Origin of the sequence: Limnohabitans sp. (assembly GCF_046052825.1) — a bacterium.
GTDB lineage: Bacteria > Pseudomonadota > Gammaproteobacteria > Burkholderiales > Burkholderiaceae_C > Limnohabitans.
In genome coordinates this window covers 57,520-70,221 of record NZ_JAVLFP010000028.1, presented here as the reverse complement: position 1 = coordinate 70,221, position 12,702 = coordinate 57,520, and the positions used below count along the sequence as shown (strand labels likewise).

The following is a 12,702-nucleotide window of genomic DNA, read 5'->3' as shown; positions in this document are numbered from 1 at the left end:
TGTCTTTGTTACGTTGGTTGACGGGTAAAGAAGTGAAATTCACAACACGCAATCTTAAGCGACGGCAGCTGTGACTTTTCTGACATGCCACGTCTCCCCTCAGTCGTGTGCAAGACACATGACCTGCAGCGTGGCGTGTATCTTTGGCCCCCTTTATTTCTCACGGAACGCAGCATGTGCCCTCAAGACGCCAAGGCCACCATTCCCATCGTGCCAGCCGCCCCCTCCATCGCGCCCAAGCATGACCGCAAGTGGCCCGCCGAAGGCAGCAGCCGTGCGCCTTACTGGGTCTACACCGACCCAGACATTTATGCCCAAGAGCAGGTCCGCATCTTTCAAGGACAAACCTGGAACTATCTTGGTTTAGAAGCCGAGGTACCCGAACCAGGCAGTTTCAAAACCACCTACATCGGTGAGCAATCGGTGGTGCTGACGCGTGCGGAAGACGGCTCTTTGCATGCCGTGCTCAACCGCTGTGCCCACCGCGGCAACATGGTGTGCCGTGAGGCTTTTGGCAAAGCCAAAAAACTCTACTGCGTCTACCACGCCTGGAACTACAACTTGCAAGGCGACTTGACACACGCAGCCTTCGCCCACGGCCTGCGCGGTGAAGGCGGGCTGCCCAAAGATTTCAAAAACAGCGAGCACGGCTTGCGCAAATTGCGGGTTGCCACCCTGTGTGGCTTGGTCTTTGCAAGTTTCAGCGACGACACCCCCTCCCTGGAAGACTGGTTGGGTGACGTGGCAGCAGGCATTCGCCGCGTGCTCCACAAACCGCTCAAAGTGTTGGGCTATGACACACAACGCATCCATGCCAACTGGAAGGCTTACCACGAGAACCCGCGCGACTCCTACCACGCCAACATCTTGCACACCTTCTATGGGACGTTTGGCTTGTCACGGCAATCCCAAGAGTCCGGCATGACCTTGGACGCCAGCGGGCGGCACGTGTACTTTTACACCAAGGCAGGCACTGAGAAATCTTCCAAAGACTTTGACAAAACAGCCTCCGACCTGCGCTCGCACAACGAAGGTTTGAAACTGGAAGACCCCAGCATCTTGAAGTGGCGTGATGAATTTGGCGATGGCGTGAGCGTTCAAATTTTGACCACCTACCCCTCGTTTGTGTTGCACCAAATTGCCAACAGCTTGGCCACCCGGCAACTGTTGCCCAAAGGACCTGGTCAATGCGATTTGGTATGGACCTATTTTGGATTTGAAGACGACGACGAAGCCACCACCCAAGTGCGCCTGACCCAGGCCAACTTGGCTGGCTCTGCCGGCATGATTTCGGTTGAAGACGCCGCCGTGTGCGAGATGATGCAAAAGGCCATGGCCGATGGCGAAAGCGGCGAATCATTCATTGAAATGGGCGGCAAAGACTTGGTCAGTGGCGGCAGCAGCAAACTTTCGGAACGCGCCATCCGCAACTTTTGGCACAACTACCGCAACGACATGGGGCTGGCATGAAGATGTACGCTGAATCACACCATCGCGCCGTTGAAAACCTGATCTACGAGTGGGCGCGTCTGATTGACGAAGATCAGGTCGAGGCCGTCACCCAGTTGTTGCAAGACGATGGACGCTACACCGTGCAGTCCAAGTTCAACCGTGACCGGCAGCTGCCCATGGCCATCATTGACGCCCACAGCGCAGCGCAGCTCAGAGACCGCATCATGTCCATGCGGATCGCCAACATTTACCAACCCCATCATTACCGACACATCATTTCCGGTGTGCAAATCGTGGGGCTGGATGGCGACGTGCTGCAGGTGCGCTCCAACTACCTGGTGATACGGACCATGGACTTGGACGGTGACATGAAAGTCTTCTCCACGGGTCAATGCCAAGATGAGGTGGTCATCACCCCCGAAGGCCCCAGATTCAAAAGCCGTCGATTTGTCTACGATTCGCGCATTGTGGAAACCTTGCTTGTCATCCCCCTTTGATCTGTGAAGGAACTCCACCATGGCCGCTAACCCACACCGTCGCGACTTCCTGAGTTACTCGCTCGCCTTGGCTTTGCCTGTGGCGAATTCAACAGCCACTGCGCAAACACCACCGGCTTGGCCCAGCAAGAGCATCAAACTCTGGGTCCCCAACCCAGCGGGGGGCTCGGCCGATATGTTTCCGCGCTGGATCGCAGAGCCCCTGGCCACCAAGCTCGGACAAGTCGTCGTGGTTGACAACAAGCCCGGTGCTGCGGGAAACATCGCAGCGGAGTACATCTACAACGCCGAACCCGATGGCTACACCTTGATGGCGGCTCCACCGCCCTCCTTGTCCATCAACGTGAGCCTTTACCCGAAAATCAATTACGACCCGGCCAAGTTCACGCCCATCACCATCTTGTGCATGGTGCCTAACGCGCTGATGGTCCACCCTTCGGTGCCCGCCAACACCGTGCAAGAGTTGATCCAATACGCCAAGGCCAATCCCGACAAACTCAGTTATGCCTCCCAAGGCAATGGCTCGACCTCGCATCTGACGGCGGAGATGTTCAAACAAAAAACAGGCGTGCGCATGGTGCACGTGCCCTACAAAGGCGACGCACCTGCCATGGCGGACTTGCTGGCCGGGCATGTGCACCTCATGTTTGGCAACGTCTCGCAAGCCACCTCTCACCTGCGCACCGGCAAGCTCAAGATGTTGGCCGTCACCAGCAGCAAGCGTCAAAGCCAGTTGCCCCAAGTTCCTGCCATGCAAGAGATCGTGCCGGGTGTGATTGCCGTGACGTGGTTTGCCGTGGTCGCGCCACCCAAAACACCTGCCGCCATTGCACAAAAGTTGTCGACCGCCCTGGCCGAAGTTTTGCGCAGCCCCGACATCGCACGTCGCTTTGCAGAAGCCGGCGCTGAGCCCGTGGGCAACACCCCCGAAGAGATGGCCCAATGGATGCGGGAAGACACCGAGCGCTGGCGTCAAGTCATCAAAAACGGCGGCGTCACCATCGACTGAGTGAGGCCCGCGCCCAGCTCAGGCCGTGAAAAATTCTTCGGTGTCGACTTCCGTCATGTTCTGCGCGTTGTAGCGCAAACCTTTGACGGTCTGGGTGTTGATCAAGGCCTCCACCCGTTGCATGTGCTCTGGCGTGAGCACCACAGCCGCTGCGGCCATGTTGTCTTCTAGGTGGCGAATATTTTGTGTGCCGGGGATCGGAATCAACGTGCTGTCTTTGTGCAACAACCACGCCAGGGCCAGTTGCGCAGGCGTGCATCCCAGCTCACGCGCCAAGGCTTGGTAAGCGTCCAGCAGCACCACATTGGCGGCATACGTGTCAGGCGCAAAACGCGGCATGGCACGGCGAATGTCGTTGGCCGCCAAACCGCCCACCTCACGCAAGTCGCCACATAAAAATCCGCGCGCCACGGGGCTGAAAGGCACAAAGGTCACGCCCAGTTCACGACACGTTTGCAGCACCGCAATTTCAGGGTTGCGCGTCCACAGCGAATACTCGGTTTGCACTGCCGCAATGGGGTGCACCGCGTGCGCCTTGCGCAGCGTCGTGGCCGACACCTCGCTCAAACCAATGCTGCGGACCTTGCCCGCACGCACCAAGTCGCTCATGGCGCCCACGCTGTCTTCAATGGGTACTTTTTTGTCCCAGCGGTGCAGGTAGTACAGATCGATCACATCGGTGCCCAAGCGACTCAAGCTGTCTTCACAGTTTTGACGGATGGTTTCGGGCCGTCCATCAATCACACGCTTGACGCCGTCGGGGAACGTGACGCCCGCCATGCCGCCTTTGCTGCACAACGTGATCTGCTGGCGGTGCGGCTTGAGCGCCTTGCCCACCAGCGTTTCATTGGCCCCAAAACCATACAGGGCTGCCGTGTCAAACAGCGTGCAGCCCAAGTCCAGCGCGCGGTGCAACAGTGCGGTGGCCACCTCGGGCGCAGGCGGCGCACCATAGGCGTGGCTCAGGTTCATACAGCCCAGGCCAATGGCTGACACAGAGAAAGGCCCAATCTGGCGTTGTTGCATGGCAGGTCTTGTGGTGTGGGGTTAAGCGTTCAGTTGCAACTCAAGCTCGTGCAGCACCTTGTAGCAAGGCAGCACTTGCGCCACGCTGCTGTTGGGCTCGCGGCCTTCTTGGATGGCAGAGAAGAACTCGCGGTCTTGCAACTCAATGCCATTCATTGACACCGCCACTTTGGACACGTCAATCTGCTCTTCCTTCCCGGTGAACAGGTCGTCGTAACGGGCCAAGTAAGTGCCCGTGTCGCCGATGTAGCGGAAGTACGTGCCCAAAGGACCGTCGTTGTTGAACGACAAGCTCAAGGTACAGATGGCACCGTTGGCAGCTTGCAACTGAATGCTCATGTCCATGGCAATCCCGAGCGTCGGGTGAATCGGGCCTTGCACCGCATTGGCTTTGACAATCGGGCTGCCGGCTTGGTAAGCAAACAAATCCACCGTGTGGGCCGCGTGGTGCCACAGCAAGTGGTCGGTCCAGCTGCGGGCTTGGCCCAGCGCATTCATGTTGGTGCGGCGGAAGAAATACGTCTGCACATCCATTTGCTGGATGTTGAATTCACCGGCCTTGATTTTGTGGTTCACCCACTGGTGGCTGGGGTTGAAGCGGCGGGTGTGGCCACACATGGCCACCAAGCCTTTTTCTTGGGCCACGCGCACCACCTCGTCCGCATCTTTCCAGCTGTCGGCCATGGGAATTTCCACTTGCACATGCTTGCCAGCTTTCAAGCAAGCCAGGCTTTGTGAAGCATGCATCTGGGTGGGTGTGCACAAAATCACAGCGTCTACTTCGGGCAAGGCCAAGCTGTCGGCCAAGTCGGTGGTCACATGGCCAATGCCATATTTGTGGGCCACTTCTTTGGTTTTTTCCAGCTCACGACCGATCAACGAGACCACTTCCACGCCGTCGATGTTTTGGATGCCGTCCAAATGTTTGATGCCAAATGCACCTGCGCCAGCCAGGGCGACTTTGATGGTTTTGCTCATGCGTTTTTCTCCGGGGTTTTATTGGTTTTCAAGAATCGCATGCCCCACCGCCGTGTTCGACGCGGGCACATGGTAGAAGCGGTGCTTCAATTTAGGCGCAGGGCCCGTGACTTTGCCGTCTTGGATGTCAGACATTGCGCCACGCGCGATCAGCCACATCACCAACTCAATGCCTTCGCTGCCAGCTTCGCGCACGTAGTCGATGTGTGGAATGGCCGCAGCGGCCAATGGGTCGGCAATCAATTTGTCCAAGAACATCTTGTCAAACTCTTTGTTGATCAAGCCTGCACGGGGGCCTTGCAGTTGGTGGCTCATGCCACCGGTGCCCCAGATCTGCACGTTCAAATCTTTGTCATAGCTTTCCACCGCTTTGCGGATGGCTTGGCCCAGGTTGAAGCAACGCTGGCCACTGGGCACGGGGTACTGCACCACGTTGACCGCAAACGGAATCACCGGGCAAGGCCAGGCGCCTTGGAGGGGGTCTTGCTCGCCACACATCAACGACAAGGGCACGGTCAAACCGTGGTCCACGTCCATCTTGTTGACGATGGTCAGGTCAAAGTCTTGCTGAATCACCGAATGGGCAATGTGCCCCGCCAAATCGGGGTGACCTTGCACCACGGGCACAGGGCGCGGGCCCCAGCCCTCGTCAGCCGGTTGGTATTGGGCTGCGGTGCCAATGGCAAAGGTGGGAATCATCTCCAGGCTGAAGGCCGTGGCGTGGTCGTTGAAGATCAAAAAGATCACATCGGGCTTGTTGTCCTTGAGCCACTGCTTGGAGTACTCATAGCCTTGGAACACAGGCTGCCAATACGGTTCTTGGGTCTTGCCCATGTCGAGTGCCGCGCCAATGGCGGGCACGTGGGAGGTGTAAACGGATGCGGTGATTTTTGCCATGTCAGTCTTTCATCGTGCCTGCGGCGCCTTGGGGTTGGTTCTGTGCTTGCGCGTCACCGTCTTCGCCCACCACGCGGTTGCCGTTGGCTGAGCGTCCGCCGGCCACCATCATCTGGCGGTATTCGTCTTCGGTCATGCCCGTCATGGAACCCGCCATTTGCTGGAAGCTCTTGCCATCGGTGGCGCCAATCTTGGCCAAGAAATAAATGTTGCCCCCGGTGCTGATGCACCAGTTCAAGTCACGCGCCAACACCGCCTGCTTTTGCTCCTCGGTCATGTCCCACTCGTCGAGGTAAGCACGCTCGTTGGCTTTGAAGCGCGTGCGGTTCTCAGCCTTCATGAGCGACATGCAAAACTGGTTGAGCCAGTAGCCTTTGCGCGATTGCTCGGCATCAAAAATCGTGGTGCCTGGAACGTCCAGGTAAGGTTTGTCGAGTGCCATTTATGCCACCTCTTCAGGCCAGTACAAGCGCATCGGGTTGTCCACCAGCAGCTGTTGTTGTTGGGCCGCCGTGGGTGCGATGTGCGGAATGAAATCGACCAACAAGCCGTCATCGGGCATGTGGTCTTTCAGGTTGGGGTGGGGCCAGTCGGTGCCCCAAATCACGCGGTCAGGGAAGGTGTCCACGATGCGTTTGGCAAACGGCACCACGTCTTGGTAGGCGTTTTGTTCGCCATGCAAGGCCTTAGGGCCAGCCACCGTCAGACGCTCGGGGCATGTCACCTTACACCACACGTTGGGGTGCTCGCGCATGTACTTCACAAACAACTCAAACTCGGGACCATCCACCGGCTTGGTCACATCGGGGCGGCCCATGTGGTCGACCACCACGGTGGTGGGCAAAGCGGTGAAGAAGTCCCACAACTCAGGCAGGTCCACCGCTTCAAAATAAATCACCACATGCCAACCCCATTTGGCAATGCGACCTGCAATTTCCAGCAACTCGTCTTTGGGCGTGAAGTCGACCAAGCGTTTGACAAAGTTGAAACGCACACCGCGCACACCCACATCATGCATGGCTTGCAACTCGGCGTCACTGACGCTGCGCTTGACCGTGGCCACGCCACGCGCTTTGCCGCCCGAGTGGACCAAGGCATCCACCATGGCGCGGTTGTCGGCGCCGTGGCAGGTGGCTTGCACCACCACGTTGCGCGCGAACCCCAAGTGGTCACGCAGCGCATACAGCTGGTGTTTGGAGGCGTCACAGGGGGTGTACTTGCGCTCAGGCGCATACGAAAACTCAGCACCTGGGCCAAACACATGGCAATGGGCATCCACCGCGCCAGCGGGCAATTTGAAGGTGGGTTGGCTGGGGCCGTTGTACCAGTCGAGCCAGCCGGGGGTCTTTGGAAATTCCATCTCAGTTCTCTTTCGTAACAGGTGTTCAATCGGGTTGGATATTGGCTTCTTTCACCAGCTTGGTGTAGCGCTGGCGCTCAGAGCGGATCAGGTTGGCAAACATCTCGGCGCTGCCAGGCACCACTTCGCCACCCACCGCGTTCATGCGATCGCGCACTTCTTTGGTTTGCAGGGCTTTTTGCACCTCGTCGTGCAACTTGGCCACGACGGGTTTGGGCGTGGCGATGGGGGCCACCAAGCCGTACCACACCGAAGCCTCAAAACCTGCAAAGCCCGACTCGGCAATGGTGGGCACGTCCGGGAAAATTGGGCTGCGGTTGGGGCTGAGCACCGCCAGCACCTTGAGCTTGCCGCTCTTGGCGTGAGGCATGACCTCCAACGCGTTCACAGCCACCAGGGGGATTTGTCCGCCAATGGTGTCGGTGATGGCGGGCGATCCTCCCCGGTAAGGCACGTGCTGCAAGTCAATGCCCGCAGCGCGTGCAAACAGCTCAATCGCCATGTGGGGGGTGGAGCCATTGCCCGGCGAGCCAAAGGCAATGCTGTTGGGCTTGCCCTTGGCGGCGTCAATCAGTTGCTTCACATTGGCATAGGGCGCGTTCGGGTTGGCGGCAATCACCACCGGCACGCGGCCAATCAAGGACACGGGCAACAAGTCGCGCTCGGCATCAAAGGGCATCGGTTGGTACAGCGCCATGTTGGCGGCCAAGGCATTGGCGGCCATCATCAAGGTGTAACCATCGGGCTCGGCACCGATCACCGACTTGACCGCAATGTTGGTGCCCGCGCCGGGTTTGTTTTCCACCAACACGGGCTGGCCCATGCTGCTGGACAAGCTCTGCCCGATGGTGCGTGCCACCACATCCACCGCACCGCCTGCGGCATAGCCCACCACCACTTTGATGGGTTTGTTGGGGTAGGCCTGCGCCAAGGCTTGGCCGGCCACCAGGCACATGCACAGCCGCGCCATCCAACGTGTGAGCAATTTCATGGGTCTTCCTTGAAGGAGTTATGGGTTCTGGGCCAAGCCGCGCAAACCTGCGCGCTCAGACATGCGTTTCACATCGCCCTGGCGCACCCGCGCCTGGGCAAACTCGTTCAAATAAGCCCGACCCGCCTCGCGTCCCTTCGGAATCGCGATGGCCAAATTCTCCAAACCCCAGCGGTCTGTGAGAACCTGCGAGCCCGGCACTTGTTCAGACAGTTCAAACAAGATGCCTTTGTTGGTGGCAAAGGCATCCAACTCACCGCGCTGCAACAGCTGCTGCGCCACATCCAAAGACGCCACCGGCACCAAACGCGCGAGCTTCAAACGTTCACCCAGCACGCCTTGCGACGAGCTGCCCTGGCTCACGCCCAAACGCACACCCGCACGGTCGACATCGGTGAAGCTTTGGAGGCGGCTGTTGGCAGGCACCAGCACGCCGAGTTCCAGCTGAATCAAGGGCGGGGTGAAGTCCACGTCTTTGGCCCGCGCTGCGGTGGCATTGGTGAACGTCATGTCCACCTCGGCCCGCTTGAGCCCTTCAATCACTTCGGCCACACGCGGGTAGCTCACCACCTGCACGGGCACACCCAGGGCCAAACCCAAGGCATGGCCCAACTCAAACGCCACACCCTGCGATGCGCCGGTGCGTGCGTCGCGCACCCACGAGGTAGGACTGCCCAAATACACGCCCACACGCAGCACGCCGGTGGGGGCCAGCGCCTGCTGGACCTCAGGCGCAAGCTGCCCAAGAGGCGCAGTCTGAACCGCCGCGCCCGTTTCCCAGGTCCGCACACACCCGCCCAAGCCGAGCAGAGCGGCACATAAACCCAGCCACAAGATGCGGTGCAGTGCGCGCATGGATCTGTCCGATCAGTCGATGTACTTCAAACCAGCCGCAGCCAGCGGTTCGCGCATCTTGTACATGTCCAAGCCCAACACGCCCGAAGCCAGCTTGGCGCGCTTCTCGCCTTCGTTGGCTTCACGCGCTTGTGCCGTGGCCAGTGTTTGGGCGGCCATCGCTTGGGGCACGCACACCACGCCGTCGTCGTCGGCCACGATCACATCACCGGGGTGAACAATCATGCCGGCACACACCACGGGAATGTTGACCGAGCCAATGGTGGCCTTGATGGTGCCTTTGCTGCTGATGGCTTTGCTCCAGGCGGGAAAACCCATCTTGGTGAGTTCTTTCACGTCGCGCACACCCGCGTCAATGACCAAAGCGCGTGCACCACGGGCCATGAACGAGGTGGCCAGCAGGTCACCAAAGTAGCCGTCGGTGCATTCGGCCGTGATGGCCGCCACCACGATGTCGCCGGGCTGAATTTGCTCGGCCACCACATGCATCATCCAGTTGTCGCCGGGGTGCAGCAACACCGTCACCGCCGTGCCCGACACCTGCGCGCCGGGGTAGATGGGACGCATATAAGGCTTCATCAAGCCCACACGGCCCATGGCTTCGTGCACGGTGGCAGAGCCCAAAGCGGCCAAGCTGTCGGTGGTGGCGCGGTCAGCGCGGGTGATGTTGCGGTAAACAACGCCGAGTTCGTACATGTGGTTTTCTCCTGAAAAAATTTGGGCTCAAACAATGAGGTTCAACAATTGGGCTCTGACCCCAATTCAATGAATCAACGGCCTTGGGATTTCAGCTTCGTGTCCAAGCGCGAGAAGACGCGGCGAGCGTTGCCCTCGTACACCTGGTGACGTTCTTCGGCGCTCAGGTTGGCGGTGGACTCGATGTAGCGCTTGGTGTCGTCAAAGTAGTGGCCAGTTTCAGGGTCGATGCCACGCACCGCGCCAATCATTTCCGAGGCAAACATGATGTTCTTGACCGGGATCACCTTGGTCAACAAGTCAATGCCGGGTTGGTGGTAGACGCAGGTGTCGAAAAAGATGTTGTTGAGCAAATGCTCGGACAGCAAGGGCTTTTTCAGCTCTTGCGCCAAGCCACGGAAACGGCCCCAGTGGTAAGGCACAGCGCCGCCGCCATGGGGAATCAAGAACTTCAAGGTAGGGAAGTCTTTGAACAAGTCGCTGGTCAAACACTGCATGAAGGCGGTAGTGTCCGCGTTCAGGTAGTGCGCGCCGGTGGTGTGGAAACAGCTGTTGCAGCTGGTGGAGACGTGGATCATGGCGGGAATGTCGTACTCCACCATCTTCTCGTAAATGGGGTACCACGACTTGTCGCTCAACGGGGGCGAGGTCCAGTGGCCGCCCGACGGATCGGGGTTGAGGTTGATGCCCACATTGCCGTACTGCTCCACACACTTGACCAACTCAGGTATGCAGGTGGCTGGGTCCACACCGGGCGACTGGGGCAACATGGCCGCAGGCACAAAGTTCTCGGGGAACAGTTGCGAGACGCGGTAGCACAGCTCGTTGCAAATGGCGGCCCAGGTGGACGACACCTCAAAGTCACCGATGTGGTGGGCCATGAAACTGGCACGTGGGCTGAAGATGGTGATGTCTGAGCCACGCTCTTTCATCTTGGCGAGCTGGTTGGTCTCTATCGTCTCGCGCAGTTCATCGTCGCTGATGTTCAGCTCAGACACTTTGGGTTTGGAGGCAGGGTCTTGGATACCGGCGATTTGGCGGTTGCGCCAGTCTTCCAGCGCCTTGGGCGCGGTGGTGTAGTGACCGTGGACGTCGATGATGAGAGACATAAATAACCTTCAGGGCTAAAAGTTTGGAGATGAGAAAAAAATCAGAGCCAGTCCATGCCTTGGCGACGCTTGACGTCTTCCACGTCAGCCGAAGCCAAGAACTTCAAAAATGCCTGCACCGCCTGAACACGCGCTGCATCATGGGCCACCACCTGCGCAATGCCGGCCGAAAAAGTGGTGATGTAGGCCACCTCGGGCGGCAGCGTGCCCAGCACCTCAATGCCGGGCAAGGCCATCAGTTCGCTGAGTTGCTGAAAGCCTAAAGCCACCTCGCCGCTTGCCACCAAGGTACCCACGGGTGTGCCAGGATGCGGCACCACCATGCGCGGCTTCACCTGCTCGGCAATGCCCCAACGCGCCAGCAATTGGTTCAGGTAGGTACCGCTCGGTCCGGTAGAAAAGCCCAAGCTGGGGCTGGCCAGCACAGCGGCTTTGAGCGCCGCTTCTGAACCAATGTCTGGATGCGCAGCGCCAGCACGCACCGCAATGGCCACGGGCGAGCGCACCCAGTCGCTGCGGCTGTCGGTCAACAGATGGCCTGAGGCCATCAAGCGGTCAATCGCGTCCGACGCCAGCAGCACCACATCCAAGGCTTCGCCAGCTTGCACGCGCTTGGCCGCATCCACGCCGCCCACGGACTCGATCTGAACTGCCACGCCGGTTTCAGCTTGGTAGACCTGCGTCAAATCGGCCAAGATGGCTTTGGTGGCCATCGAAGAAATGCCACACAGCACAAGTGTAGAGGTCGAAGTTTGCATGGGGATGGATTCTAGAGACCTCCCCCTGTTTCAGGTGCCATGTCAGGGGTTTTGGGGAGAACTAGCTGCTATAACGAATATAGATAACAGACAATAGGTTATTCATTTTCAAAAAAGCCATGGAACTCAAGCAAATCGAATCCTTTGTCCGGGTGGCGGAGCTCGGCAGCTTCACCAAAGCCGCAATTGCGCTGGGCATGCCACAACCCCTGCTGAGCCGCCATGTGCGCCAGCTGGAAGTGGAGTTAAGACAAAACCTGCTGTTGCGCAACGGCCGCGGCGTGACCGTGACCGAAGCCGGTCTGGTGATGCTGGAGCACGGGCGCGGCATCTTGCACCAAGTGACCGTGGCGCAAGAAGAACTGGCCTCGGTGCGCGGCGCCCTGACCGGGCGGGTGTCGATTGGGCTGCCGCCCAGCCTGTCCAAGCTCATCACCGTGCCCCTGACGTTTTCGTTTCGGGACCAATTGCCGCAGTCGCAGTTGTCGCTGACCGAAGGCTTTTCGGTGCCCATGCTCGAGAGCTTGCGAGCGGGTCGCCTGGACATGGCGGTGCTCTACAACCCCCCGCCCTCGCCGGATTTAGAAATGACGGTGCTGCACGAAGACGCCTTGATTTTGATTGCCGGCAAAAAAGCGAAGCTGGCGGGTGCTGTGCTGCAACCCAAGGTGGCCTTGTCAGCGCTGTTTGATTTGCCGCTGATCTTGCCCAGCCGACCCAACGCGTTTCGTTTGTTGATCGACACCGAAATGCAACGCCTCAACCGCAAGCCCCACATCGTGCTGGAGATCGATGGATTGAACGCGATTTTGGAACTGGTCAAAGAAGGCTTGGGCTACGCCGTGCTGCCCGCCTACACCCTGAGCAACTTTGCCAAACCCAAAGATTTCAGCACCCACCGCATCGAGCGCCCCCAGTTGTTGAGCCAACTCATGCTGGTGTGGTCGGCGCGGCGTCCGATGACCACCACCCACAAAGCTGCACAGCGGGTGACGCAAGAGGTGGTGGGCCAGGCCCTGTTGGGTCACACGCTAGGGCAAGCCCAGCCGGGCTAAGGCGCGCACCACGTGCTGG

The 12,702-nt window shown here is 59.1% G+C and carries 14 protein-coding genes; 4 read left to right on the top strand and 10 right to left on the bottom strand.

From position 1 onward, the window contains the following. The first annotated feature begins 174 nt into the window (after window positions 1-174). From ACKWJN_RS04240 to ACKWJN_RS04230, 3 genes are read left to right on the top strand one after another with little or no spacing between them, the layout of a single operon-like run. The gene (locus ACKWJN_RS04240; protein ID WP_408594829.1) at window positions 175-1,470 is read left to right on the top strand and encodes an aromatic ring-hydroxylating oxygenase subunit alpha; all 1,296 of its coding nucleotides are present in this window, start codon (window positions 175-177) and stop codon (window positions 1,468-1,470) included. Then, window positions 1,467-1,949 (top strand): aromatic-ring-hydroxylating dioxygenase subunit beta, encoded by a 483-nt coding sequence (locus tag ACKWJN_RS04235; RefSeq protein ID WP_408594827.1) that lies wholly within the window; start codon window positions 1,467-1,469, stop codon window positions 1,947-1,949. Before ACKWJN_RS04240 ends, ACKWJN_RS04235 begins: the two co-directional genes overlap by 4 nt. Window positions 1,950-1,968: 19 nt before the next feature. Next, window positions 1,969-2,958 (top strand): Bug family tripartite tricarboxylate transporter substrate binding protein, encoded by a 990-nt coding sequence (locus ACKWJN_RS04230; RefSeq protein ID WP_408594825.1) that lies wholly within the window; start codon window positions 1,969-1,971, stop codon window positions 2,956-2,958. A gap of 18 nt (window positions 2,959-2,976) precedes the next feature. Here the strand turns inward: ACKWJN_RS04230 and ACKWJN_RS04225 are convergent, their stop codons facing one another. From ACKWJN_RS04225 to ACKWJN_RS04180, 10 genes are all read right to left on the bottom strand, one after another. Next, on the bottom strand, window positions 2,977-3,984 hold the full coding sequence (locus tag ACKWJN_RS04225; RefSeq protein WP_408594823.1) for an aldo/keto reductase: 1,008 nt from the start codon (window positions 3,982-3,984) through the stop codon (window positions 2,977-2,979). Window positions 3,985-4,005: 21 nt separating this feature from the next. After that, window positions 4,006-4,962, bottom strand: coding sequence for a Gfo/Idh/MocA family oxidoreductase (locus tag ACKWJN_RS04220; RefSeq protein ID WP_408594822.1), 957 nt, complete (start codon window positions 4,960-4,962; stop codon window positions 4,006-4,008). 18 nt (window positions 4,963-4,980) lie between these two features. Next, window positions 4,981-5,859, bottom strand: a complete 879-nt coding sequence (locus tag ACKWJN_RS04215; protein ID WP_408594820.1) for a class III extradiol dioxygenase subunit beta — start codon at window positions 5,857-5,859, stop codon at window positions 4,981-4,983. 1 nt (window position 5,860) lies between these two features. Continuing rightward, window positions 5,861-6,301, bottom strand: a complete 441-nt coding sequence (gene ligA / locus ACKWJN_RS04210) for a protocatechuate 4,5-dioxygenase subunit alpha (RefSeq protein ID WP_408594818.1) — start codon at window positions 6,299-6,301, stop codon at window positions 5,861-5,863. Beyond that, window positions 6,302-7,219 carry an amidohydrolase family protein gene (locus tag ACKWJN_RS04205; RefSeq protein WP_408594816.1) on the bottom strand — a complete coding sequence of 306 codons (918 nt, stop codon included), beginning with the start codon at window positions 7,217-7,219 and terminating at the stop codon, window positions 6,302-6,304. A gap of 25 nt (window positions 7,220-7,244) precedes the next feature. Continuing rightward, window positions 7,245-8,210 carry a Bug family tripartite tricarboxylate transporter substrate binding protein gene (locus ACKWJN_RS04200; protein ID WP_408594814.1) on the bottom strand — a complete coding sequence of 322 codons (966 nt, stop codon included), beginning with the start codon at window positions 8,208-8,210 and terminating at the stop codon, window positions 7,245-7,247. Between the two features lie 18 nt (window positions 8,211-8,228). After that, window positions 8,229-9,065, bottom strand: a complete 837-nt coding sequence (locus tag ACKWJN_RS04195; RefSeq protein ID WP_408594812.1) for a transporter substrate-binding domain-containing protein — start codon at window positions 9,063-9,065, stop codon at window positions 8,229-8,231. Window positions 9,066-9,077: 12 nt separating this feature from the next. Further along, a complete protein-coding gene (ligK, locus tag ACKWJN_RS04190) occupies window positions 9,078-9,761 on the bottom strand; it encodes a 4-carboxy-4-hydroxy-2-oxoadipate aldolase/oxaloacetate decarboxylase (RefSeq protein ID WP_408594810.1) in 684 nt (227 codons plus the stop codon). A gap of 74 nt (window positions 9,762-9,835) precedes the next feature. Continuing rightward, a complete protein-coding gene (locus ACKWJN_RS04185; RefSeq protein ID WP_408594808.1) occupies window positions 9,836-10,870 on the bottom strand; it encodes an amidohydrolase family protein in 1,035 nt (344 codons plus the stop codon). A 41-nt stretch (window positions 10,871-10,911) separates the two neighbouring features. After that, window positions 10,912-11,628, bottom strand: a complete 717-nt coding sequence (locus tag ACKWJN_RS04180) for an extracellular solute-binding protein (RefSeq protein WP_408594806.1) — start codon at window positions 11,626-11,628, stop codon at window positions 10,912-10,914. A gap of 119 nt (window positions 11,629-11,747) precedes the next feature. On the opposite strand from ACKWJN_RS04180, the gene ACKWJN_RS04175 reads away from it, so the two are divergent. Next, window positions 11,748-12,683 carry a LysR family transcriptional regulator gene (locus tag ACKWJN_RS04175; RefSeq protein ID WP_408594804.1) on the top strand — a complete coding sequence of 312 codons (936 nt, stop codon included), beginning with the start codon at window positions 11,748-11,750 and terminating at the stop codon, window positions 12,681-12,683. The last annotated feature ends 19 nt before the right edge of the window (window positions 12,684-12,702 follow it).

Bases quoted from the DNA above. Each gene is read 5' to 3' on its own strand.
- ACKWJN_RS04240 (WP_408594829.1), top strand. From the start codon at position 175: ATGTGCCCTCAAGACGCCAAGGCCACCATTCCCATCGTGCCAGCCGCC.
- ACKWJN_RS04235 (WP_408594827.1), top strand. From the start codon at position 1,467: ATGAAGATGTACGCTGAATCACACCATCGCGCCGTTGAAAACCTGATC.
- ACKWJN_RS04230 (WP_408594825.1), top strand. From the start codon at position 1,969: ATGGCCGCTAACCCACACCGTCGCGACTTCCTGAGTTACTCGCTCGCC.
- ACKWJN_RS04225 (WP_408594823.1), bottom strand. From the start codon at position 3,984: ATGCAACAACGCCAGATTGGGCCTTTCTCTGTGTCAGCCATTGGCCTG.
- ACKWJN_RS04220 (WP_408594822.1), bottom strand. From the start codon at position 4,962: ATGAGCAAAACCATCAAAGTCGCCCTGGCTGGCGCAGGTGCATTTGGC.
- ACKWJN_RS04215 (WP_408594820.1), bottom strand. From the start codon at position 5,859: ATGGCAAAAATCACCGCATCCGTTTACACCTCCCACGTGCCCGCCATT.
- ligA (WP_408594818.1), bottom strand. From the start codon at position 6,301: ATGGCACTCGACAAACCTTACCTGGACGTTCCAGGCACCACGATTTTT.
- ACKWJN_RS04205 (WP_408594816.1), bottom strand. From the start codon at position 7,219: ATGGAATTTCCAAAGACCCCCGGCTGGCTCGACTGGTACAACGGCCCC.
- ACKWJN_RS04200 (WP_408594814.1), bottom strand. From the start codon at position 8,210: ATGAAATTGCTCACACGTTGGATGGCGCGGCTGTGCATGTGCCTGGTG.
- ACKWJN_RS04195 (WP_408594812.1), bottom strand. From the start codon at position 9,065: ATGCGCGCACTGCACCGCATCTTGTGGCTGGGTTTATGTGCCGCTCTG.
- ligK (WP_408594810.1), bottom strand. From the start codon at position 9,761: ATGTACGAACTCGGCGTTGTTTACCGCAACATCACCCGCGCTGACCGC.
- ACKWJN_RS04185 (WP_408594808.1), bottom strand. From the start codon at position 10,870: ATGTCTCTCATCATCGACGTCCACGGTCACTACACCACCGCGCCCAAG.
- ACKWJN_RS04180 (WP_408594806.1), bottom strand. From the start codon at position 11,628: ATGCAAACTTCGACCTCTACACTTGTGCTGTGTGGCATTTCTTCGATG.
- ACKWJN_RS04175 (WP_408594804.1), top strand. From the start codon at position 11,748: ATGGAACTCAAGCAAATCGAATCCTTTGTCCGGGTGGCGGAGCTCGGC.